The sequence below is a fragment of the Coriobacteriia bacterium genome (assembly GCA_013336165.1).
GTDB lineage: Bacteria > Actinomycetota > Coriobacteriia > Anaerosomatales > JAAXUF01 > JAAXUF01.
The window spans coordinates 124,742-148,647 of sequence record JAAXUF010000001.1 but is presented as its reverse complement, the minus strand read 5'-3'; the positions used below and the strand labels follow the sequence as shown (position 1 = coordinate 148,647).

The 23,906-nt window shown below is 61.3% G+C and carries 21 protein-coding genes; all 21 read left to right on the top strand.

The genetic code is table 11. The annotated features are described in order from the left end of the window. Window position 1: 1 nt before the first annotated feature. A complete protein-coding gene (locus HGA39_00710; GenBank protein NTW27878.1) occupies window positions 2-778 on the top strand; it encodes an isoprenyl transferase in 777 nt (258 codons plus the stop codon). Next, complete coding sequence (locus HGA39_00705; protein NTW27877.1) at window positions 778-1,650, top strand: phosphatidate cytidylyltransferase; 873 nt, start codon at window positions 778-780, stop codon at window positions 1,648-1,650. Before HGA39_00710 ends, HGA39_00705 begins: the two co-directional genes overlap by 1 nt. Before the next feature lie 17 nt (window positions 1,651-1,667). Continuing rightward, complete coding sequence (locus tag HGA39_00700) at window positions 1,668-2,816, top strand: 1-deoxy-D-xylulose-5-phosphate reductoisomerase (protein NTW27876.1); 1,149 nt, start codon at window positions 1,668-1,670, stop codon at window positions 2,814-2,816. Window positions 2,817-2,925: 109 nt separating this feature from the next. Continuing rightward, window positions 2,926-4,188 (top strand): site-2 protease family protein, encoded by a 1,263-nt coding sequence (locus HGA39_00695; GenBank protein ID NTW27875.1) that lies wholly within the window; start codon window positions 2,926-2,928, stop codon window positions 4,186-4,188. Window positions 4,189-4,210: 22 nt separating this feature from the next. Continuing rightward, entirely contained in the window at window positions 4,211-5,272 is a 1,062-nt protein-coding gene (gene ispG, locus HGA39_00690; protein NTW27874.1) for a flavodoxin-dependent (E)-4-hydroxy-3-methylbut-2-enyl-diphosphate synthase, read from the top strand. 246 nt (window positions 5,273-5,518) lie between these two features. After that, window positions 5,519-6,829, top strand: a complete 1,311-nt coding sequence (locus tag HGA39_00685) for an OFA family MFS transporter (GenBank protein ID NTW27873.1) — start codon at window positions 5,519-5,521, stop codon at window positions 6,827-6,829. A gap of 190 nt (window positions 6,830-7,019) precedes the next feature. Then, window positions 7,020-8,738: a proline--tRNA ligase gene (locus tag HGA39_00680; GenBank protein NTW27872.1), complete on the top strand. Its 1,719-nt coding sequence runs from the start codon at window positions 7,020-7,022 to the stop codon at window positions 8,736-8,738. Window positions 8,739-8,944: 206 nt separating this feature from the next. After that, on the top strand, window positions 8,945-9,433 hold the full coding sequence (locus tag HGA39_00675; GenBank protein NTW27871.1) for a ribosome maturation factor RimP: 489 nt from the start codon (window positions 8,945-8,947) through the stop codon (window positions 9,431-9,433). Continuing rightward, the gene (nusA, locus tag HGA39_00670) at window positions 9,430-10,581 is read left to right on the top strand and encodes a transcription termination/antitermination protein NusA (GenBank protein NTW27870.1); all 1,152 of its coding nucleotides are present in this window, start codon (window positions 9,430-9,432) and stop codon (window positions 10,579-10,581) included. Before HGA39_00675 ends, nusA begins: the two co-directional genes overlap by 4 nt. Then, entirely contained in the window at window positions 10,581-10,880 is a 300-nt protein-coding gene (locus tag HGA39_00665; GenBank protein ID NTW27869.1) for a YlxR family protein, read from the top strand. Before nusA ends, HGA39_00665 begins: the two co-directional genes overlap by 1 nt. Before the next feature lie 4 nt (window positions 10,881-10,884). Beyond that, window positions 10,885-13,416, top strand: coding sequence for a translation initiation factor IF-2 (gene infB / locus HGA39_00660; GenBank protein NTW27868.1), 2,532 nt, complete (start codon window positions 10,885-10,887; stop codon window positions 13,414-13,416). A 28-nt stretch (window positions 13,417-13,444) separates the two neighbouring features. Then, entirely contained in the window at window positions 13,445-13,840 is a 396-nt protein-coding gene (gene rbfA, locus HGA39_00655; GenBank protein NTW27867.1) for a 30S ribosome-binding factor RbfA, read from the top strand. Window positions 13,841-13,933: 93 nt separating this feature from the next. Then, window positions 13,934-14,812, top strand: coding sequence for a bifunctional oligoribonuclease/PAP phosphatase NrnA (locus HGA39_00650; GenBank protein ID NTW27866.1), 879 nt, complete (start codon window positions 13,934-13,936; stop codon window positions 14,810-14,812). Next, entirely contained in the window at window positions 14,812-15,768 is a 957-nt protein-coding gene (truB, locus tag HGA39_00645; GenBank protein NTW27865.1) for a tRNA pseudouridine(55) synthase TruB, read from the top strand. Before HGA39_00650 ends, truB begins: the two co-directional genes overlap by 1 nt. After that, window positions 15,750-16,706 carry a bifunctional riboflavin kinase/FAD synthetase gene (locus tag HGA39_00640; GenBank protein ID NTW27864.1) on the top strand — a complete coding sequence of 319 codons (957 nt, stop codon included), beginning with the start codon at window positions 15,750-15,752 and terminating at the stop codon, window positions 16,704-16,706. Before truB ends, HGA39_00640 begins: the two co-directional genes overlap by 19 nt. Window positions 16,707-16,771: 65 nt before the next feature. Then, window positions 16,772-17,041, top strand: a complete 270-nt coding sequence (rpsO, locus tag HGA39_00635) for a 30S ribosomal protein S15 (GenBank protein NTW27863.1) — start codon at window positions 16,772-16,774, stop codon at window positions 17,039-17,041. Window positions 17,042-17,233: 192 nt separating this feature from the next. Further along, window positions 17,234-19,429, top strand: coding sequence for a polyribonucleotide nucleotidyltransferase (locus HGA39_00630; protein ID NTW27862.1), 2,196 nt, complete (start codon window positions 17,234-17,236; stop codon window positions 19,427-19,429). A 142-nt stretch (window positions 19,430-19,571) separates the two neighbouring features. Continuing rightward, window positions 19,572-20,825: an insulinase family protein gene (locus HGA39_00625; GenBank protein NTW27861.1), complete on the top strand. Its 1,254-nt coding sequence runs from the start codon at window positions 19,572-19,574 to the stop codon at window positions 20,823-20,825. Between the two features lie 29 nt (window positions 20,826-20,854). Beyond that, complete coding sequence (locus tag HGA39_00620; GenBank protein ID NTW27860.1) at window positions 20,855-21,646, top strand: 4-hydroxy-tetrahydrodipicolinate reductase; 792 nt, start codon at window positions 20,855-20,857, stop codon at window positions 21,644-21,646. Window positions 21,647-21,689: 43 nt separating this feature from the next. Next, window positions 21,690-22,895, top strand: a complete 1,206-nt coding sequence (locus tag HGA39_00615) for an aspartate kinase (GenBank protein NTW27859.1) — start codon at window positions 21,690-21,692, stop codon at window positions 22,893-22,895. 108 nt (window positions 22,896-23,003) lie between these two features. Beyond that, complete coding sequence (gene dapA, locus HGA39_00610) at window positions 23,004-23,897, top strand: 4-hydroxy-tetrahydrodipicolinate synthase (GenBank protein ID NTW27858.1); 894 nt, start codon at window positions 23,004-23,006, stop codon at window positions 23,895-23,897. Window positions 23,898-23,906: the final 9 nt, after the last annotated feature.

Sequence of the window (23,906 nt, the reverse complement as noted above, 5' to 3'; positions counted from 1 at the left end):
AATGGCACCTTCGGCAACATCACGCACCGACTTCTTCAAAGGGAAGCGCGCCGCCGCGCTGCTTGCTGAGTTTGACCCTGCCCACACACCCCGCCACGTGGCTATCATCATGGACGGGAATGGGCGGTGGGCCGCAAAACGCGGACTACCCACACTTGCCGGGCATTCGGCGGGAGCTAGGGCGGTTCGAGAAGTCATTGCCGCGTGTATCGAGCTGGATATTGCATATCTCACCATATACTCCTTCTCTTCGGAGAACTGGAGCAGACCTCAGACGGAAGTCTCCGGGCTGATGTCGCTATTTGTCGACGTACTCGAAAAGGAACTCGGCAATCTTGAACGGATGGACGTGCGAGTGAGCGTGATTGGACGGATGGAGACGTTGCCCGACGTCACCCGTCAGGCTTTTGAGCACGTCTCCGCGCGCACTGTCGGAAACACCGGGCTCAATCTCGTCGTGGCGCTCAACTACGGCTCTCGGATGGAGATCGCCGACGCGGTGCGCTCGCTCGTCTCAGATGTGGCATCGGGAGCGTTGACGGCAGACCAGATCGATGAATCCCTGCTGGGTTCCCGCCTCTACACCTCAAATGCACCGGACCCGGATCTTTTGATTCGCACAAGCGGCGAGATGCGGATCAGCAACTTCCTGCTCTGGCAGATCGCCTACAGCGAGATTCTTTTCACTCCAACGCTTTGGCCGGACTTCGACAGGACGCATCTTCTGCGTGCCGTAATCGAGTACCAGGGCCGCGACCGAAGATTCGGGGGACGTTGATGGTGACCGAGTTTCAGATCGAAGAACCTGAAGGGATCAAGCCGGTGTCGTTCTTCCGACGAACGACTACCGCCGGCCTCTACGGCGCTGTCGTCCTTGTCGCAATCCTGCTGGCAGACTACGGACCCTTTGGCGCCTACAATGCAGTGATTCTAGGCGCCGTCTTTGGCACGATGGCCGCATTGGCTGCACGTGAGTTTTATGTCATGGCGCATCTCGACCCAAGATTGCTCAACGTTTCGTTCGGGGTGATCGCAGCCGGGCTGATGCCGATATGTGCGGCACTCTGGGGCATGGCCGGGTTGACCGGCACCGTTACTGCCCTGATCGCCGTCTCGTTTGCTTGGCACGTCCTCTTCGTCCGTTCGCGAATGGCCGATACTGCCACAACGGTTTTCGGCGCACTCTACACCGGCTTTCTTCTGGGTTTCCTTGTCCTTATCGTCCACACGTTTCATGCTGGAATGGTGCTCGCCTTGGCGGTCGTCATCAGCTCATGGGCCAACGACTCTCTCGCATATCTCGTAGGCTCGATATTCGGCCGTCACAAGTTGCTGCCTCGAATATCGCCGAAGAAGTCGGTCGAGGGGCTCATCGCCGGTTTTGTCGGCACATTGATCGTGTGGGTGGCTCTTGCTCTCCTGATACCGAGTACCGGGGTATCGGTGGGACTGGCCATAGCGCTATCCTTCGCACTCGGATTGGCCTCCATCATCGGAGACCTCTTCGAATCGCGCCTCAAGCGCGAGGCGGGGGTGAAGGATTCGGGCAACTCATTGCCCGGACACGGAGGGTTCCTGGATCGTCTGGATGCCCTCATTCTCACGTGTCTTGTCGCGTATTGGATTCTGCACTGGGGAGGCGTTCAGTGAGCATCCCCCCGGCACCACTGCGGGTGGCGGTGCTCGGCTCGACCGGTTCAATCGGACGGCAGGCACTCGATGTCGCTGCAGCGCATCCTCGGGAGATCCGAGTTGTGGCGCTCTCGGCCGATGTCAACGCCGAGCGGCTGGTAGCGCAAGCGGCGGCATTCGGCGTCTCCCACGTTGCACTTGCGGATCCTTCGGCTGCCGGTCGGGCACGCACGCTCGCTCCGCACCTGAACGTCCTTGGTGGCGAAGCGGCAGTCACCAGTCTTGCCGCGCATCCCGAAGTGGATGTCGTCCTCAACGCTCTAGTCGGCTCGGCCGGTTTGGAGGTTACAGTGGCTGCGCTCCAAGCGGGCAAGACCCTTGCACTTGCGAACAAGGAGTCGCTGGTCGTCGGCGGAGGGCTCGTAACCCGCCTTGCCCGTCCGGGGCAGTTGGTGCCGGTTGACTCGGAGCACTCTGCGATCTTCCAGTGCCTTGTAGGGGAACATGCCGATGACGTTACCGCCCTCTGGCTAACCGCGTCAGGCGGGCCCTTCTATGGGAGAACCCGCCTTGAGCTTCAGAATGTGACCGCCGAAGACGCGTTAGCACATCCCACGTGGTGTATGGGTCCCAAGATCACTATCGACTCGGCGACACTGATGAACAAGGGTCTCGAGGTCATTGAGGCCCATCATCTGTTCGGCATGCCTTATGACGCAATCGAGGTTCTTGTCCACCGCCAGTCGTGCATCCATTCTATGGTCGAGTTCGCCGATGGAAGCGTGAAGGCGCAACTCGGGGTCTCCGACATGCGCATACCGATCCAATACGCGCTTTCACACCCGAGGCGATGGCCCTCATCGGCCATGCGGGTGGACCTTCTCAAGATAAGCCACCTTGATTTCGACGCCCCCGACTTAGAAACGTTCGGCTGTCTGCGTCTGGCACTCGAGGCCGGTCACGCAGGAGGTACGGCCCCCGCGGCCATGAATGCAGCAAATGAAACTGCTGTTGGCGCATTTCTGGCGGGACGCTGTGGTTTCCTAGACATCGAGAAGACGGTCGAAGTCGTCCTCTCCTCTCACAATGTCGAGCTCCTAGAATCCGTTGAGCAGGTCGAAGAGGTCGACAGGCGGTCGCGCTCTAGCGCGGAGACCTTCCTAGCTAGATTATCCCGCGTGTAGACTGCCCTCATCTGGCGGTATACATGTTTTGGGAACACCTATACGTTCGCGTACAATCCGCGTAACAAGCCTTGGAGTGCGAAGGCAATAGCACTTATTGGAGTAGCTCATGATGACGGCACTCTCGGCGATCTTTTGGGGAATCCTTACGTTTTCGATTCTTGTTGTCCTCCACGAGGGGGGACACTTCCTCGTCGCGCGCGCTTTTGGAGTTCGTGTTCACGAGTTCATGATCGGGCTCCCCGGACCCGCACTGCGGTTTCGGGGCAAGAAGACAACTTACGGAATAACTGCGATCCCGCTCGGCGGATATGTTCGAATCGCGGGCATGGAACCCGGGCCCGAAGATCCCATGCTCGCCCAGGCACTGGCTTTCGTCACCCGCGAGGGGAGTGTGGGAATCCCGCAGCTTGCCCGAGAGTGTGACATCGACGAGGACAGGGCGGGCTCGATTCTTGCGACCCTGGCGGACTGGGGCGCGATCGAGCCTGAAGCCGACACGGACGACGTCTTCGTCTCTCGGTACCCTCATGATGATTCCGTTGACCCGATAACGCTGCTGACCCGTGCGAGACGTGAGACCTTCCGAGGGCTTCCGACGTGGAAGCGTATCTGTGTTCTCGCGGCGGGTGTCGTTATGAACCTTGCTGCAGCCATTCTCGTTTTCGTACTGGTGCTGTCGCTCTATGGCGAAGTGAAGCCGACGCTCACCGTCGACTCAGTGGTCTCTGGAAGCCCCGCTGCTTCGGCGGACATTCGAGCAGGCGACACTCTCACAGGGCTCAACGGTCAGACGCTGGCCGACTGGCAGGCTCTCATCGACGCGTTGCGCGCCCGTGTCCCCGGCGATTCGGTCGCAGTGACGTTACTGCGCTCGGGCGAGAGCCGTACCATCGATCTGACGCTCACCGCATCGGCAAGCGGCAACGCCATGATGGGAGTGGCCCCCCAGCAGATTAACGTGCCCTCTCCGGTTGGCGCTGCCTTCAGACAGTCGATCTCTTGGGTCGGACAGGTGTTCGTGGCAATCGCCGGATTCTTCAATCCGAAATCATTCCAGTCCTCGGTCAGTCAGTCGACCAGCATCATCGGGATCTCCGTCATAGTCTCGCAGGAAGCTCAGCGGGGACCGATCGACTACGCCTTCATTGTCGCGCTACTTTCGCTGTCGCTTGGCGCCATGAACATCCTTCCGATCCCTCCGCTCGACGGCGGCAAGATAGTCATGGAGGTCGCTGAACGTATCGCCCGCAAGCCTCTCTCGCGAAATGTCGTTCTCGGCATCTCGGCAACGGGGACGGCACTCCTCTTCGTGTTCATCGGCTACCTCATGTACGCTGATATTCTCAGGTTCATAGTCAACGGCGGGTAAGATCTCAGTGGAGGTCAAGGCGATGCAGCGTCGCGAAAGTCGTCCGGTCAGCGTCGGCGGCGTGGCCGTGGGAGGGTGTGCGCCTATCAGCGTCCAGTCCATGGCCAACACGGACACCAGCGACGTCGTCGCAACACTTGCCCAGATTGGCGCTCTTGCGAATGCGGGCTGTGAGATCGTGCGAGTCGCCATACCGAGGCGAGAATCGCTGCCTGCCTTCGCGAGCATCTGCCTACAGTCCCCGCTTCCCGTTGTGGCCGATATTCATTTTGACCATACTCTTGCCACCGAAGCGGCCCGAACGGGAGCAGCCAAGCTCCGCATCAACCCGGGCAACATCGGCAACAGCGATCGCGTCAATGCGGTCATTGACGCAGCGGGAAACGCTGGCATCCCAATCCGGATCGGCGTGAACGCCGGATCCCTCTCCAACGAATACGCCGACAAGGACTGGCCGCTTGCTCAGAAGCTCGCTGCCAGTGCAGCGGCGTTTTGCCGCCACTTTGAGTCGCGCGGCTTCGAAGACATCGTCGTTTCGGCGAAGGCGTCCAACGTCAACAGCACGGTCGAGGCGTACCGACTGCTCGCCTGCGAGATCCCGTATCCTTTGCACATCGGTGTGACAGAAGCGGGCACCTTGATGGCCGGTACGGTCAAGTCGAGTGTGGGTCTTGGCATACTCCTGTCGGAGGGCATTGGCGACACATTGCGTGTTTCGCTCACTGCGGACCCGACAGAGGAAGTCCGCGTAGGCTGGGAGATCCTCGGCGCACTGGACATCCGCCGAAACGGGCCGGAACTGGTCAGTTGCCCGACATGCGGTCGGTGCGAAATCGATCTGATTCCGATCGCCGAGGAAGTCGCCGCGCGTTTGCGCGAATGGGACACGCCCCTCAAAGTCGCCGTAATGGGCTGCGTCGTCAACGGGCCGGGCGAAGCTAGGGACGCAGACATCGGAGTCGCGGCGGGCAGGGGAGTGGGGATGATCTTCGCTCACGGGCAGGTCATCCGAAAAGTCCCTGAGGAGCAGATTGTCAGCGCACTCTTCGAAGAAATCGCCCGGCTCGACGCGTTGAAGGGCTAATTCCATCTGTTTCCGAGGAGTCTGCAGACTCTCATCGTCGCCAAGAGGGCTGTTCGACAGCGCGAACGGCGCTGGTTCACCCGTCCGCTGATAGCGCACCTCCATTCGCCGTTAGAAGTCCGCCGCTGTCCGTCAGCTAACGCCGTCTGCAAGCATAGTGCCGCGCTCGAAGGCTCCAGATTCGACAATGGATGCGTGGCACCGATCACGCCAGCAGCCGTCGGATCAAGGAGGAGGGACACGCACATGAAGCCCAATACACGAGGATGGATCGTCACCTTCGCGGGGTTGACTATCAACCTCGCCCTCGGAGTGCTCTACACGTGGAGCATCGTCGCCAAAGCGCTCACGAAATCCGCTGCCGCCGGCGGCCTCTACGGTTGGACCGCCCAGCAGGCCAACTGGCCCTATGCATTCGCAGTAGGCACGTTCGCACTCACCATGGTGTTTGCCGGTCGCCTGCAGGATCGTATCGGTCCGCGAATCGTCGCAACGGCGGGTGGGGTCATGGTCGGGTTGGGAATGTTGGTGGCGAGTTTTTCGCCCGCTCACCTGGCAGCTGGCGAGTTTCCGCGGATGATGGTATTGGGGTTTGGCATTCTGACGGGAATGGGGATAGGTCTTGCCTATGCCTCGGCCACGCCTGCGGCGGTCAAGTGGTTCCCGGCCCGGCGAAAAGGGCTGATTGCGGGAATCGTGGTAGGCGGCTTCGGGCTCGCCTCCATCTACACGGCACCACTGACCACATATCTCATCACAACATATAGCGTCAACCAAACGTTTCTGTATCTCGGCATCGCATACTTCGCCGTGATTGTGCTGGTCGCCCAACTCTTGAACAATCCTCCTACCGGCTATGTGCCGCCAGGATCCTATGTCGCCACTGCGGGCTCTTCAAAACCTGTTGTGCAGCGTGAGTACACATGGCGAGAGATGGTGCGCACGCCAAGTTTCTACGGGCTATGGTTCATGTACGCCTTCGCGGCGTTTGCTGGCTTGATGATAGTGGGCATTCTCGCCAAGGTTGCGACATTGGAGCTTGGTGCTCAGACAGCGAACACTATGAGCTACGTGCTGGTCGCCACACTCGCTCTTGGAAATGGCATCGGTCGACCGGTGGCAGGCGTGTTGTCGGACAGGATCGGCCGCCGCCAGACCATGCTCATTGTGTTCGTCTTCCAGGCGATCATGATGTTGCTTCTGGGCTTCGCCACAACCGCCCCGCTGCTCATGGGGGCTGCGTTCTTCATCGGATTCAACTACGGGTCAAACCTGACCCTGTTCCCGACGACGACCTACGACTTCTTCGGTACAAAGAATGGAGGAGTCAACTACGGCTTGATCTTTACCGCTTGGGGCGTTGGTGGAGTCTTCGGATCGCAACTGGCGGCGTTCATCTTCGACCACAGCAAGACGCTCGTGCACCCCGCAGGCTCATACGCGGTCGCTTACTACATTGCGGCCGGCCTCCTTGTCTTGGCCTCGGCCCTGAGTTTTGTGGTGAAGGCTCCCGTCGAAGTAGAGAGTTCCTCCGAGTTGATTCCCGACGAAGCCTAGCTGCCAAATCGGTTCTCGATTGAATGTCGGACCCCGGAGATCGTCGTATCCGGGGTCCGATGTGTCCTATTGAGTGTCGTTCGCCGCATGGTGCTGGTATCTTGGACACCAACCTTTGATATACATCGGTCTCGGCCGACTGCAAATGGGCAGGACACTCGATCTTGAAAGAGGACACATGACCGTCGCTTTGCGCATGAGCACTCTGTATGCACCCACCCTGAAGGAAGATCCTTCCGATGCCGAGCTCGCGAGCCACAGGCTCCTCCTGCGCGCGGGCATGATCCGTAAGAATGCGGCCGGCATATACTCCTTCCTTCCACTCGGAAAGCGAACCCTCGCCAAAATCGAGCAGATCGTCCGCGAAGAGATGGATGCTATCGGCAGCCAGGAGATACTGATGCCGATGGTGCAGCCAGCCGAGTTGTGGCGCGAATCCGGCCGATGGGACGTGTACGGCCCTGAACTGGCCCGCTTCACGGATCGCCACGAGCATGAATACTGCCTCGGGCCGACGCATGAGGAGATCGTCACCTCGCTCATCCGCAACGAAGTTCGTTCCTATCGGGACCTGCCGATCTCGCTCTACCAGATACAGGTCAAGTTCCGTGACGAAGTCCGCCCTCGTTTCGGGTTGTTGCGCGGCCGCGAGTTCATCATGAAGGACGCCTACAGCTTCCATGCGACACAGGAGTCGCTTCAGGAGCACTACGACGCCATGAGCGGCGCCTACGGCCGAATCTGCTCGCGGTGCGGCCTTGACTACCGGCCTGTCGAGGCTGACTCCGGTCAGATCGGCGGCAAAGTCACCACCGAGTTCATGGCCCTAGCCGAGAACGGCGAGGCCGAGCTTGTCTACTGCGCCTGTGGTTGGGCTGCCGACATCGAGGCCGCGGCCACCGTCGTCCCGCGCACGCCGAGCATTGTAGACGCGCGCCCCCTTGAGCGTGTGCACACACCCGGCATCCGCACCATCGCGGAGCTCTCGGAGTTTCTGAAGATTCCCGAGCATGACACCGTCAAGACCATGGCGGGAAAGTCGGCCGACGGCACACTGGTGTACGTGTGCATCCCCGGCGACAGAGAGCTCAATCCAATCAAGGCGGCCGGTGCAATCCCGGGCTTCGAGCTGCTCACCGAGGAAGAGTTCCTCCGTTTTGGGATCCCGAAGGGCTCACTGGGCCCGGTTGACCCGCCATCAGGAACGATTGTCTTGGCCGACAGAAGCCTGCGGGAAGACGTTGCGTGGGGCGTGGGTGCAAACGAGAGCGACTATCACCTCATCTGCGCGCAGCCGGAGAGAGACTTCAAAGTCCATACGTGGGCAGATCTTGTGGTTGCGGCGCTGGGTGACGGTTGTCCGGTATGTGGCGGTCTTCTCGAGAGTGCACGTGGCATCGAAGTCTCGCAGGTGTTCCAACTCGGGACGAAGTATTCTGTCGCAATGGGCGCGATGTATGCGGACGAGAAGGGCGAAGAGCATCCGTTCATCATGGGCTGCTATGGAGTCGGCGTCACTCGTACGCTGGCCGCGATCGTAGAGCAGTACAACGATGCCGCCGGAATCTTGTGGCCGATGTCGGTCGCCCCAGTTGAAGTAGCAGTCATTCCTCTCGCGGTCGATGACGACATCGTTTGGCCTGAAGCTGAGCGCATCTGGAGGGAACTCTCGGCAGCCGGCGTAGAATGCGTCATCGATGACCGGGACCAGCGTGCCGGAGTCAAGTTCAACGACGCCGACCTCATCGGCTGGCCGTGCCAGGTTGTGGTGGGCAAGAAAGGGCTGGCAAATGGAGTCGTCGAGCTGAAACGGCGTTCTGATTCAGAACGCAGCACGGTGCCGTTAGCGTCAGCGGTCGACTTCATTCGCGAATTGGTTGAGGCCGAGAGGGAACGACTCAAAGTCTGAAAGAGTGCGAAACACGATTGAGCCGCCCCAGACGCGCACAAGCGCGACCTAAGGTGACACATCGGCATCCCAGACTAGGCGCATCCCGAAACCTTTTTCCAACCGCACCCATGTGCTAAGATTCGCCTGTACGTGAACATTGCCGTTTTTTGCGAGAAGTGGGCTTACGCTCGCTTCTTTTGTTCTGCAGACAGGAGGTGACAGGTATGCAGCAAGACAACGTCGTTTCTCGGCTGACAGAAGCGCTTGCGCCTGAAGCGGAAGCACACGGTTTCGAACTCGTGGCCATCGAGCAAGCCGGTGGGCGAGGCGTGCCTGTCGTTCGTGTCCTGCTCGACCGTGAAGGCGGCATCAACGTTGACGACCTCTCTGCAGCCAACGAATGGATATCGGCTGTACTGGATGCCGAGAACCCCTTCTCGCGGCCGTACACCCTTGAGGTTTCGTCGCCGGGTATCGATCGCCCGCTTGTGCGCAAGGCGGACTTTGAGCGTTTTGCCGGTCAGACCGTCACGGTATGGTCGAAGAACGACGAACGTCGCAGCACCAGGACCGGCGTTCTTGCCGGGTTGGACGGCGACGATATACTCCTCGACTTTGACAACGAGCGTCACGCAATTCCGTACGATTCCGTCCAGAAGGCGCGCCTGAAAGGTGCCCTCGACTTCGGCAAGGGAAGGGAGCAGTCTTCATGAGCTCCGAGCTGATGGACGCGCTGCGCCAGCTTGCGCGTGAAAAGAATATTTCCGAATACCAGATGCTGGACAAGCTGGAGCAGTCGCTTGCCGGAACGTACCAGCGCATTCTCGACCTCGAGAACCAGGCACGCGTTACCATCGACCGCGAGACCGGCCGGATCTACGTCTACGAACTGGTTCCCGTCGGAGAGTGGGACGAGGAGTCGGGGGAGACCCCCGAGTTCGAAGAACGCGACGTCACCCCCGCCGACGTCAGTCGCATTGCCGCACAGAACGCCAAGAACGTGATCGGCTCGATCATTCGTGAGGCCGAACGCGAGCGTATCTTCGATGAATACGCCGACCGTATTGGCGAGAGCGTGACCGGTACCGTTCAGCAGAGTGACAGCCGCTACACCCTCATCAAGCTTCGCGAGGGTGTTGAGGCCCTGTTGCCGCCGAGTGAGCAGCCCGGTAACGAGCGCTACGACCACAACCAGCGCATCAAGGCATACATCATCGACGTTCGCAGGACATCGAACGAACCATCGATCGTCGTTTCGCGTACGCACCCCGGCCTGATCCGCCGTCTCTTCGAAATCGAGGTGCCCGAGGTCTACGACGGAATCGTCGAGATCAAGAGCGTGGCGCGCGAGCCGGGCATGCGCAGCAAGATCGCCGTTTCCAGCCGCGAGCCCGGACTCGACCCGGTCGGTGCTTGTGTCGGCCCCAAAGGCAGCCGGGTGCGGATGATCGTCTCGGAACTGCGCGGCGAGCGCATCGACGTCATCCCGTGGTCGGAAGACCCTGCGGCTTACGTTGCGAACTCGCTTTCGCCCGCAAAGGTCGATCGCACTATCGTCGATGAAGATACGCATACTGCCACAGTCATCGTCCCTGACGACCAGCTGTCGCTAGCAATCGGCAAGGAAGGCCAGAACGCTCGCCTCGCCGCGAAGCTGACCGGCTGGCGCATCGACATCAAGAGCGTTTCCCGAGCAGCCGAGCAGGGTTTGGTCTCGGCCTCGGCCCATATGCCCACACGTGCCGAGGACTTTGACGGACGCTGTGTGGCCGTCACTCCGACGGGTATCCGATGCAGGAACCATGCTCGACCGGGAAGCTACTACTGTGGACTCCACGACAAGGGGGCAGCCTCCGAGTGATGATAGCGCGCAAGGTTCCCACTCGCACCTGCGTCGCATGTCGCGAATCTGACGACAAGCGTGGCTTGGTGCGCGTCGTTCGCACGCCGGACGGTCATGTTGAGATCGACCCGACCGGAAAGGCAAACGGACGCGGGGCATACCTCTGCGCGACACCTGAGTGCTTCACCACGGCCCGTCAAAGGCGGCGCTTGGACTCCACTCTCAAGGTGAACTTGAAAGACGACGACTACGACCGGTTGAGACGAGACTTTGACGAGCTGCTGCGCACAACGTTCGGCTCGCAGGCAGGACGGTGAGGATATGCCAGCAATGAGAGTTCACGAACTCGCCAAGGAGTTCGGCATGACGAGCAAAGAGCTGCTCGACAAGCTCCAAGGGATGAAGATCCCGGCCAAGAACCACGCTTCGACGCTGGTTGAGGCGTATGTCGACAAGATCCGCAAGCAGCTCGGCCCTGAGATTGCCGAGCGTCAGGCAGCCATGGCCGAAGAGCATGACCGCCAGCAGGCTGAGGAGGCTGCGCGCAAAGCCGCCGAGGATGCACAGCTCAAAGCCGCCGAGGAAGAGCGTCGCAAGGTAGCCGAGGAAGAGCGTCGCAAGCGCGAGCAGGAGCAGCGCGCCCGCACAGAGGAGGCTGCCCGCAGAGTTGCGGAGGAAGCCGATCATGCAGCGGCAGCATCGGTTGCGGCACAACAAGCCGCGGCTGCAGCAGCAGCTCGCGTTCCTGAGGTGGTCGCACCCGTCGTCGCCGTAGAGCCCGCGCCTGCTGAAGTCGCTTCGGCAACGCCGGCATCCGAGACGGAAGTACGTTCCGGGCTCGAGGCCGCGATAGCCTCCGAACGCACTCGCCTTCAGGCCGAGGAGACGGAAACGCTCAACAAAGAAGAAGAAGAGCGCTATCGTCAGATGGCCGCCCAGGCCGAGGTTCTTCAGCGCCAGAAGGTTATCGACGAGGCCAAGGCTGCCGTTGCAGCCGCTGCAGCGGAAAACGGCCGCAAGAAGAAGAAACACAAGAAGCCGATCGGCCCCGATACCGAGGCCACCGCGCACCATGAAGCAGCTGCGCACGTCAACCTGCCTGTTGGCGGCGCAGAGGCAAGCGTTGCGGAGGGTGCAACCGTCGGTGACTTCGCTGAAGCTCTCGGCGTGCCCGCGAACGACGTCATCAAACGTCTGTTCATGCTTGGGACGCCTCTGACGGTCAACCAACCCATGGCGCGCGACATCATCGAGATCATTGCCGAGGACATGGGCCGTGAGGTCAAGATCGTCACGCCGGAGCAGGAAGAGGCACTCGTGTACAACGACGAGCCAGCCGACTTGCACCCGCGTCCGCCGGTCGTCACGGTTATGGGTCACGTCGACCACGGCAAGACCTCGCTGCTCGACGCCATCCGAGACTCAGGCGTCGCCGCCACGGAAGCCGGTGGTATCACGCAGCACATCGGGGCATCAGTGGTCGTTCACAACGGCAAGCAGATTACGTTCATCGACACGCCGGGCCATGAGGCGTTCACCGCAATGCGTGCCCGCGGAGCAAACGCCACTGACGTCGTGGTTCTGGTTGTCGCTGCCGATGACGGTGTCATGCCGCAGACGGTTGAGGCTATCCACCATGCCCGCGCAGCCGATGTGCCGATCATCGTGGCCGTCAACAAGATTGACAAGGAAGGCGCCAACCCCGAGCAGGTTCGCCAGATGCTCACCGAGTATGAGATCGTCCCTGAAGAGTGGGGCGGCACGAACATCTTCGTGAACGTCTCGGCGAAGAAGCGTCTCAACATCGACGAGTTGCTGGAGATGATTCTCCTTCAGGCGGACATCCTTGAGCTCAAGGCGAACCCGGCGGCAATGGCCAGCGGCGTCGTCATCGAGGCGAAGCTCGATAAGGGTCGCGGTCCTATCGCGACCATGCTCGTTCAGCGTGGCACGCTTCGAGTCGGAGACTCGATCGTCGCAGGCACGTCATACGGCCGTGTGCGCGCGCTCGTGAGCCCGAGAGGTGATACGGTCAAGGACGCGACCCCCGCCGATCCGGTTGAGGTCCAGGGCCTTGCCAGCGTTCCGTCGGCCGGCGACGACTTCCGCGTCTTTGCGGACGAGCGTGACGCTAGGGATTTGGCAGAGGAACGGGCGTTGCGCCAGCGCACTCTCGCGAGGGAGAAGAAGAGCCACGTGTCGCTCGACGATCTCTTCGCTCGAATCAGCGAAGGCGCCCTCAAGGAGGTCAACCTCATCGTCAAGGCAGACGTCCAAGGTTCGATCGAAGCTCTCAAGGACTCGCTGGACAAGATGGACCAGTCCGAAGTGCGTATCAACGTCATCCACTCGGCTGTCGGCGCGATCACCGAGAGCGACGTCACACTTGCAAACGCGTCTGACGCCATCGTGATCGGTTTCAACGTTCGCCCGCAGCCGAAGGCCAAAGCGCTTGCCGAGCAGGAAGAGATCGACGTCAGGCTCTATCGCGTCATCTACCAGGCCATTGAGGACATCAACGCCGCACGTATCGGCATGCTTGCTCCTGAGTTCCACGAGGAGGACACCGCCCGCGTTGAGGTTCGCAACCTGTTCCGCGTGCCGAAGGCGGGCCTGATCGCAGGCTGCTATGTGCTCGAAGGCGAGATCTCGCGGGATGACAAGATTCGGGTCGTCCGAGACGGAACCATCATTGTAGATGGCAAGATCCACTCTCTGCGCCGTTTCAAGGACGACGTGAAGTCAGTCAAGCAGGGCTATGAGTGTGGCATCGGTATTGATAACTTCCAGGATCTCAAAGAAGGCGACATCATCGAGGGCTACAAGGTCATCGAAGTCGCTCGCGAATCGTGATCGGTCGCGTTAGGAGAGCGGTAGGAACATGAAACAGACTCCCAACAGTCGCAGACTGAATGAACGTGCGCGCGAAGTCATCGCTTCACTGGTGATCGACGAGATTGCGGACCCCCGCGTGGATCTCGTCACGATCACCGGTGCCGAGGTGAGTCCTGACCGCTCGATCGTCGCGGTCTACGTCAGCACGGATCCCGAACGATACTCGACGGCGATTGCCGGACTCGAATCGGCGAAGGGCCGACTTCGCTCTTTGCTGGGGCACGCACTCGGGTGGCGGGTATCCCCTGAACTGCGATTCTTCATCGATGAATCGGTCGACACGGGAATGCGCATCAACGAGGCTCTGAAGGACGTTCCGCCCTCACTTGTGGGCCGGGAAGATGAAGCGGACGAGGCTTTGCCCGGGGAGCAAGGGGTCTAGATCGTGCTTGCTGCATACCACAACGCCGCTGTCGCACTACGCCGGGCCGGTTCTGTCGTTCTGTGCGCACATACGAGGCCAGACGGCGACGCTGTGGGTTCGGTTCTCGCATTGACGCTCGCGCTTCGCAGCGTGGGCATCGCAGCGATGCCCACGCTTGCAGACGACTCCGACGCGCCGGCCCTCTTTGACTTTCTCCCCGGGTTCGGCCTGTTCGTTCCGGCGGTGCAGCTCGAAGTCCCTGATGTGTTCGTGGCGCTCGACACGCCAAACCCGGAGCGCCTCGGAGCAGCAGGCAGGCTCGCCGAAAGTTCGCGGGTTTCGATCGTGATCGACCATCACCCTGACGCGTCGAGCTTTGGCACCATCAACATCCTGGACCCTGTGGCTGCGGCCACAGGACAGATGGTATGGCGCCTCATGGATTCGCTCGACATCGCGCCGACTAGGGACATCGCCCAATGCTGCTATGTGGCGCTCGTCACCGACACCGGACGCTTCAGCTACAGCAATACCTCGGCGTCCACACTCCGCGACGCAGCCGATATGGTCGAGGCCGGCGCCGATGTGCCGGAAGTCGCGCGGCTTCTCTACCAGAATCGCTCCCTAGCCTCTCTGCAACTCGAGGCTCGCGTGCTCTCGAGACTGACGGTCGCCAATGGCGGCAAAGTCGCGTACTCGTGGCTTGAGGCTGCCGACTTCCTCGACCTTGGAGCCGCCCCCGACGAAGCCGAAGGTCTGCCGGACGCGATAAGGCTGGTCTCGGGAATCGAAGTCGCCCTTATGCTGCGTCGCGCAGAGAACGAAGTGCGCGTGAATCTGCGCTCGAAAACGGGATTTGATGTCGGCTCGATCGCCCGCAGGTTCGATGGGGGAGGACACGTCCCCGCATCCGGCTTCACATGGACCGGCACAATGGATGAGCTCCTCTCGGCCTTGTTGCCGCTTCTGCCGGGTGGAACAGATCGATGATGGCTCGTCGGCGCGGCGCGACCGGCCTTTCCGGTGTTCTCGTTCTAGACAAGCCTGCCGGTATGACGAGCCACGATGTCGTCAACCGGGTTCGCCGGGCTACCGGCGAAGGCCGAGTGGGACACGCAGGCACTCTTGATCCCATGGCCACCGGACTTCTCGTAGTACTTGTGGGAACCGCAACTCGGCTCGCGCCGTATCTCACAGCTGCTCAGAAGTCCTATTCCGCACGCATCATTTTCGGCACTGAGACCGACACAGATGACGCCGAGGGCACCCCGACACGGTGCGCGTGTGTGCCTGACGAGGCGGGCGACCCCTTTTTTGCCGCCGCGACGGTATCCTCGCTCGTGGGCGATCACAACCAGGTCCCGCCGGATTTCTCGGCGATCAAGCGCGGCGGGCAGATAGCCCACAAAGCAGCGCGATCGGGAGAGGCAATCGCGCTCGAACCCCGGGTCATACGGGTTCTCGACGCGAGCCTGACCGGAATCCACCTCGATCCGGACACGTGCTGGGACGCGGACCTGACCGTCTCGAAAGGCACGTACATCCGTGCGATTGCGCGGGATCTGGGCCGGGCCTTGGATTCGGCTGCTCATCTCGGCGCACTGCGGCGGACACGATCAGGTTCGCTTGATCTTTCTTCGGCAGTGACACTTGAAGAGCTCGAGGGGGCCGGCGCGATCGCGGACTTCTTCGTCGATCCGTTTGACGCCCTCGGCCTTCCCGCTATCGAACTGGGGGAGGAAGATGCAACGCGCGTTGCGTCCGGGGTAAGCCTCCCGTTCGCCGTTGGATGCAACGGCGCCGCAGCGGAAGCACAAGGCGATGTCGCACTTCGTCATCGCGGCCGGTTGATGGGGATCTACACGCGTAGTGGGTCTACGCTGGCCGCCAAGACAGTTTTTCCTGACGGAATCAGAGGAGATGCTCGGTGCACGCAAAGCTCATAGTGTGGCAGCCCGGATGCGAGAGTCTCGGTGCCTCGGTCGCCGCAATCGGTGTCTTTGATGGGGTTCATATTGGGCACCAAGCCCTGATCCGCGAGGCGATCACCGAGGCGCGCGCTCGGAGCGTCTCAGCTGTCGCTGTGACCTTTGACCGCGACCCCGATCAGGTTGTGACCCCGGACAGGGCTGCTCGGCAGCTGCTGACGATCGAGGACAAATACGCCCTCTTGGGCGCTCAAGGCCTGGATGCGATCCTCGTCATCCCATTCAACCCGGCTTTCGCGGACGTGACCCCGGAGGCTTTCGCCGACGAGATCCTGTGCAAGGCATTGTGCACGGTGGCGATCCATGTGGGATTCGACTTCCGGTTTGGCCGCAAGGCTTCAGGTTCCATGGCCACACTCCAGGAGCTCGGCAAGACCCGAGGATTCGAGGTCAGACCCCACGGTCTGCTCAGAGTCGGAGATGCGCCTGTGACTGCGACTCGTATCCGCGCTCTGGTCGCAAACGGCAATGTTGTTGAGGCTGCGGCTCTTCTGGGTCGGCCCACGCGTGTCACCGGCACAGTGCACCACGGTCGCGGCGAAGGTGCAGAGTTGGGCTTCCCGACCGCGAACATAGAACCAGTGCCCTACGCCGCCTTGCCGGCGCCCGGTGTGTATGCCGCGCGCGTCGTGCTCCAAGACGGCAGCAAGTGGCCCGCAGCCGTCAACGTGGGAGTGCCGCCGACATTTGCCGAGGCGAACGACCTCCTTGAAGTCCATATCATCGGCTATAGCGGGGACCTCTATGGCTCCGTGATCGCTGTCGACTTTCTCGAGAAGTTGCGCGACCTGAAGACGTTTGTCTCCCTAGACGAGCTCAAAGCCACGGTTGCCGAGAATGTGCGTCAAGCCGTCATGTGCTATACTTCCGCGGCTGTTACAACTACCCCGGCCTGAGAGGTGCGAGTCACCGACGCCCATCTCTGACCGGGGCGAATTCACTCGAAAGGTGGTACAACGCTATGCCATTGTCAAAGGATGTGAAGTCCGAGATCATCGCCGGTTACGCACGCGGCGATGGTGACACCGGTTCGGCAGAGGTTCAGATCGCGCTGCTCACGCAGCGGATCCGCGATCTCACCGAGCACCTGAAGATCCACAAGAAAGATCACCACACACGCCGTGGCCTTCTGAAGCTCGTGGGACAGCGTCGCCGTATGCTGAACTACCTCAAGAAGATCGATGTCGAGAGATATCGTGCGGTCATCGCAGCACTCGGTATTCGAGGGTAAGAACAAGCACGGAGACCCGAAAGCGGGAGGACAACTCCTCCCGCTTTCTTGTTTGAAGGAGCCACTTTAGTCCTCGCGGCTCCCGGGGCGGTTGCTTCGCGCTCCGATACTCCGCACCGCGATCACCGCAGGCGGAGGAGAGGCGACGGCCGGCGCATGGGGCGTCCGGTGCGTAGAAGAAGAGAGAAGTAGATGGCAAAGGTAGTCGAGAGTTTCGAGCTTTACGGCAAGCAGTACGTGTTGGAGACCGGCGAACTGGCCAAGCAGGCAGACGGCGCCGTCCTGGTGCGTCAGGGCGAGACCATCGTCCTTGTGACCGCCACAGCCTCTAGATTCCCAAAGGATCTGGATTTCTTCCCGCTGACCGTGGACTTCGAGGAGCGCATGTACGCCGCGGGTAAGCTCCCCGGCGGCTTCGTCAAGCGCGAGACGCGCCCTTCCGAGAAGGCCACCCTCACCGCCCGCATGATCGACCGTCCCATCCGCTCCTCGTTTGCTGATGGGTTCCGCAACGAGGTCCAGATCATCGCCACGGTCTTGTCGGCTGACCAGATCAACCAACCTGATGTCATATCCATCATGGGTGCCTCGGCAGCCCTGATGGCAGCGGGACTGCCCTTTGAGGGCCCTCTTGCCGGCGTCCGCATCTGTCGCAACACGGACACTGGTGCGTTCTTCGTCAACCCGACGTTCGACGAGACTGAGAACTCCGATCTGGACCTAGTGGTTGCGGGTTCCAGGGACGCCGTTTACATGCTCGAGGCCGGCGCGTACGAAGTTTCCGAAGAGGACATGCTTGCCGCCCTCATGTTCGCTCAGGAGGCAATCGGCGTCTTCTGCGACGTGCAGGAGAAGTTCCTCGCCAAGCTCGACATCGTCAAGCAGGAAGTCGTCATGCATTCTATCGACGAGGCCTTGAAGGACCGCATCTTCGCCGCCGGCGCCGAGAAGATGAAGGCTGCCCTCCACAACGCCGACAAACACGCCCGTATGGCCGGCGTTGCCGCCGTCAAGGACGAGTTGCTCGCCACGTTTACGCCCCAGGAGATCGCTGCCGACGGTAAGGACATCAAGGCTGTTCTGAAGCAGCTTGAGAAGAAGACCATGCGCGCAATGGTTCTCCAGGAAGGCGAGCGCGCCGACGGCCGCAAGCTGGATGAGGTCCGCCAGATCACCACCGCCGCGGGCTATCTGCCGCGCAGCCACGGTTCAGGCCTCTTCACCCGCGGTCAGACGCAGGTCCTGTCGGTCCTGACGCTGGGCATGCTCTCCGAGTGGCAGCGCAACGACACGATCGACGTGTCCGAGGGTAAGCGCTACATCCATCACTACAACTTTCCGCCGTTTTCCACCGGCGAGACGGGCTTCATGCGTGGCCCGAAGCGCCGCGACATCGGCCACGGCGCCCTCGCCGAGCGCGCCTTGCTGCCGGTTATCCCGGATGAGGCGACGTTCCCCTACACGATTCGCATCGTCTCCGAGGTGCTCGAGTCCAATGGATCGAGTTCCATGGGCTCGGTCTGCGGCTCGACGCTGTCCCTGATGGACGCCGGCGTGCCGATCAAGGCCCCGGTGTCCGGTATCGCGATGGGCCTCATCAAGGAGGGTGACGACGTTGCCATCCTGACCGATATCCAGGGCCTCGAGGACTTCCTCGGAGACATGGACTTCAAGGTCGCAGGTACCGAGAACGGCATCACCGCCATGCAGATGGACAACAAGGCCAAGGGCCTATCGGTCGACATCCTGCGCGCCGCGCTCCTGCAGGCCAAAGAGGGCCGCGCATTCATCCTCGGCAAGATGATGGAGTCCATCACCGTGCCGCGTGACGAGATGAGCAAGTACGCGCCGCGCATCATCACGGTCAAGATCCCGACCGACAAGATCCGCGACGTCATCGGAAGCGGCGGCAAGGTCGTCCGCGGCATTCAGGAAGAGACCGGCGCACACATCGACATCCAAGAGGACGGCACGATCTTTATCGCGTCGCGCGACCTCGGTGGAGAGGAAGCCGCCCGTCGCATTCGCGCCATCGTCAAGGTGCCGGAGATCGGTGAGGAGTACCACGGCCGCGTCGTTTCGATTCAGCCATTCGGTGCCTTCGTTGAGTTGAGCCCGGGCAGAGACGGCCTGTTGCATGTCTCGCGCGTCGCACAGGGTCGCGTCGACAAGGTCGAGGACGTCTTGTCGGTCGGGGATGCCGTGCATGTCAAGATCATGGACATCGACGATCGCGGCAAGGTCTCGCTTGACCGCCTCGACAAGCCGGTTGCACCGCCTCGTGCCGAGGGCGCAGCAGAACGCGACCGCGGCAGCGACTCGCGTCCTCCGCGCCGTGAAGGTGGCCGCAGCGGCGAAGGCGACCGTCAGCCGCGGCGTCATCACTAGTCTGGCCGTGCACGTGTTCAAGAGCCATCCGGCAGCCCCGGTGTCTTAATGACATCGGGGCTGCTCTTTTGGTACGTTTGTCAGACATACGGCTATCATGAAGCTAACGACCACGACCTAGCCCTCTGCAGGAGGCGTTCCCATGTTTTATCGCAAGACCGTTCTGGACAACGGCATCACGGTCATTTCCGAGCCGATGGACTCCGTCCGCTCGATCACTTTGGGCATCTGGCTGGCCGTGGGGAGCCGAGACGAGACGCCGGAAGAAGCCGGCATGTCCCACTTCATGGAACACATGATGTTCAAGGGCACGCCGAACCGCACAGCACTCCAGATCTCTGAGGAGTTTGATCGGCTCGGCGCGGAACTGAACGCTTTCACCAGCAAGGAATACACGGCCTACTACAGCCGCTTTGTCGACGAGCATCTCGAGAAGGCGTTCGATGTCCTCGCCGACATGGTCGTCAACGCAAACGTCGATGATCCCTCATGCGTAAGCGAGCGCGAAGTCGTGATCGAAGAGATCGCGCGCATGGAAGACGCTCCTGACGACCTCATTCACGAACTCTTCGGCCAGGCACTCTGGCCCGATCATCCAATCGGCCTGCCGATTCTCGGCAGCCGTCAGACGGTGGGCGGCTTCGATCATGCGCAATCGGCTGCGTTTCGCGCACGGCACTACGTCAGCGGAAATGTTGTCGTCGCTGCGGCCGGAAACGTCGATCATGACGTCTTGGTCGCTATGGCCGCCGAGAAGCTCGGCGGAATCGCGTCAGGATCGCGCTCAGTACGCCCCGTCGCGCATGCCGTCAGCGCCTCGCGTCTCTCGGTCACGCAGAAAGACACGGAGCAGGCCCACATCTGCTACGGCGTCTCGACGATGAACGCCCATCATCCTGACCGCTTCGCACTGTCTCTGCTCGACGGGATTCTCGGCAGCGGCATGGCATCGCGACTGTTCCAGGAGATCCGCGAGAAGCGCGGACTGGCTTACGCTGTCTACAGCTTCGCGTCGCTGTATCAGGACACCGGAGCGTTCGCGGTCTATGCCGGCACCCGGCCGGGCAATGCCGAGGAGGTTGTCGAGCTCATCCGAGCCGAAATGGGGAATGTCGCCAGAAACGGCGTCACCGCCGACGAACTCGAGCGTGTCCGACAGGCCGCCGCCGGACATATGGTTCTTGGTATGGAGTCGACCCGAAACCGCATGCAGCGCCTCGGCAGGAACGAGATCATCGGCGGAGAGATCCTCTCGGCAGACGAGGTACTCGCTCGCTACAATGCCGTGACCATTGATGATCTCAAGCGTGTCTCAGAAGAAGTCCTTTCCTCCGAGAAGGTGCTGACGGTGATCGGCCCGTTTTCTGCCGAAGACCTTGAGCACCTCGTGAAATAGCGCCCGTCCAAGAAGCGAAGGAGCATCTCATGATCAAAGTCCTCGTCTCCGGCGCTGCCGGGAGAGTAGGTGCGGAAGTCATCCGTGCAGTCTCTGCTGCGGACGGAATGACTGTAGTCGCCGCGGTCGACCCCAACGTTGCAGGATGCCTGATCCCGACGTCTGACGGTGAGCACGTCGAGTGCCGCGGCAACCTCACGGATGCGATTGCCGCTACCCGCCCCGATGTCATGATCGACTTCACGCACCCCAGCGTGGTTGAAGGCAACATCCGGACCGCCCTTGCGGCCGGAGTCGATTGCGTCATAGGCACGACCGGACTCTCGGAGGGTGCGCTTGCCGACCTCGCCGCACACGCGCCTGCAGGCGCGTGCCTCTTCTTCGCACCGAACTTCGCGATTGGTGCGGTCCTGATGATGGAGTTCGCGCGCAAAGCCGCACGATTCATGCCACATGCCGAGATCATCGAACTGCATCACGATCAGAAGGCCGACGCCCCATCGGGAACGGCCTTGCGTACCGCGCGCCTTATTGCCGAGGCACGCGAGTATGTTCCGGTCACGCCCGGACGCGAAACGGAAGGACCCGGCATGGAGGGTGCACGCGGGGCCGTCGTGGCCGATGTGCACGTTCATTCCGTCCGTCTGCCCGGCCTTGTCGCGCATCAGGAAGTGCTCTTTGGCGGGCAGGGGCAAACGCTCTCAATTCGACACGATTCCATTGACCGTACGAGCTTCATGCCGGGCGTGCTGCTTGCCGTGCGCAGGGTGGGCGGCCTTTCCGGACTGGTAGTCGGCCTCGACAGGCTGATGGGGGAGTAAGGTGTCCGACGATTTCACAGCACCAGTCAAACCCATAGTTGTCATGAAGTTCGGCGGCACGTCCGTTGCCAATCGCCAGGGGCGGGCCGCACTGGCACACAGAGTCCTCGCCGCACTGGAGCTGGGGAAGGCGCCCGTGGTGGTGGTCTCGGCCATGGGTCGCAAAGGCGAGCCGTATGCGACCGACACGCTCCTCGGCCTAGTCGAAGGCTTACCGACCGATGCGGCCGAGCGCGATCTTCTGGCAAGCGTGGGTGAAGCCATCTCGGCTGTTGTGGTTGCGCACGAATTGCGGGGCGTCGGCATCGAGGCAAGCGCGTTCACGGGCCCGGGGGCAGGCATCGTAACCGATGGCATTTCCGGCGCTGCCGGCATCACCGAGATCCATACGGCCTCGCTTCTTCAGGCGATTACAGCCGGCAAAGTCCCAGTCATCGCAGGCTTTCAGGGCGTTGCCGCGCAAGATGGCCGGCTCACCACGCTTGGCCGGGGCGGCAGCGACACAACCGCGTGTGCGCTCGGTGTCGCCTTGAGCGCGGAAGCAGTCGAGATCTACACCGACGTCGACGGCGTGATGACTGCGGATCCGCGCTCGTGCGATGGAACCGCAGTCCTTGACGCGATCCATTCCGACGAACTCTTCCAGATGGCGCGGACCGGCTCGCGCGTGGTTCACATGCCTGCGGCGGAACTCGCTCTCGCAAGCGGTTTGGCCGTGCGGGTCCGAAACACGTTCTCGGACCATGCGGGCACCCTTGTCTCAGACATCGCGTCGTACCGGCCGGCCAAGGTTGCCACTGCCGTGAGCCACGCGACCGGGATCGCGCGCATCCGAGTCTGCCTGCCGGCACCCGAAGGCAACAGTGGCCACATGCAGGCGCAGACGCGCGTCTTTGCCGCTATGGCTAAGGCCTGCATTTCGCTCGACATGTTCACTCCCGTCGGTGACCTCCTGATTTTCGCGATCGCCGAGACGGACTTGCCCGACGCTATCGCGGTCCTCGACCAGCTCGGCCTTCCCTATGAGGCGCGTGCCGGCCTGTCGAAGATCACGCTCGTCGGCGCCGGAATGCACGGCGTGCCCGGCGTCATGGCACGCATGTCGCAGTATCTTGATCAGGTCGGTGTCGACGTATGTCAGATTGCCGACTCCCATACGACGATCTCGGTCTTGGTTTCTTCGGGCGACACTCAGGCAGCGATACAGGCACTTCACGATGGGTTCGAGCTCGGCGAATCGCCGACGTGAGCCTCTCGGCGAGGAGCGCGTTTGGGCAGGGTATGGCACAATACGGAGAAGATGAGTTCACAGTTCCCGCTTGCACATCGCGGGATGTCTTGTAAGGGGAAGCCAGAAATGAGCACGCCGCGATTTGGCCGCATGATCACCGCGATGGTCACTCCGTTCACGGCTGACCTTGAGTTGGACCTTCCTCGCGCGCAGGAACTCGCCGACAGGCTCATCGCCGAGGGCAGCCAAGCCCTCGTCGTGTGCGGAACCACCGGTGAGTCGCCGACCGTCTTCTACCCGCACAAGATCGAACTGTTCAAAGCTGTTGTCGAGGCAGTGGGTGGTCGGGTACCGATCATCGCAAACACCGGCGACAACTGCACCTCGGATTCCGCGGACTTCACGCGCGAAGTCGCCGATCTTGGCGTCGACGCCGTGATGGCTGTTGTGCCGTACTACAACAAACCTCCGCAGGAGGGACTGTACCGCCACTTCAAGACCATTGCGAACGCTGTTGACCTGCCTGTCATCCTCTACAACATTCCCGGACGCAGCGTCATCAACATGACCGCCGAGACAACCTTGCGCCTCGCGCACGACGTCGACAACATCGTCGCTGTCAAGGAAGCGAGCGGCAACCTCGGTCAAGTCGCAGAGATCGTAGCCGGAGCCCCCGAAGGCTTTGAGGTACTCTCGGGCAACGACGAGGACACATTGCCGATCATGGGACTCGGCGGCACTGGCGTGATCTCGGTCGTGAGCCACGTGGCGGGCCTTCGTTTCCGCGAAATGGTAGATGCACAGGCGCGCGGCGATCACACTCGTGCACTCCGTATACACCTTGAACTCCTGCCACTCATCAAAACGCTCTTCATGACCAGCAACCCGATCATGGCCAAGAAGGCCCTCGAACTGATCGGCTTTCCGGTCGGAGGAGTCAGGCTGCCTCTGATCGAAGCCAGTGAGGCTCAGACGGCCGAGCTGGCTCGGGTCATGCGGCACACCGGAATCCTCACCTGATACACAACA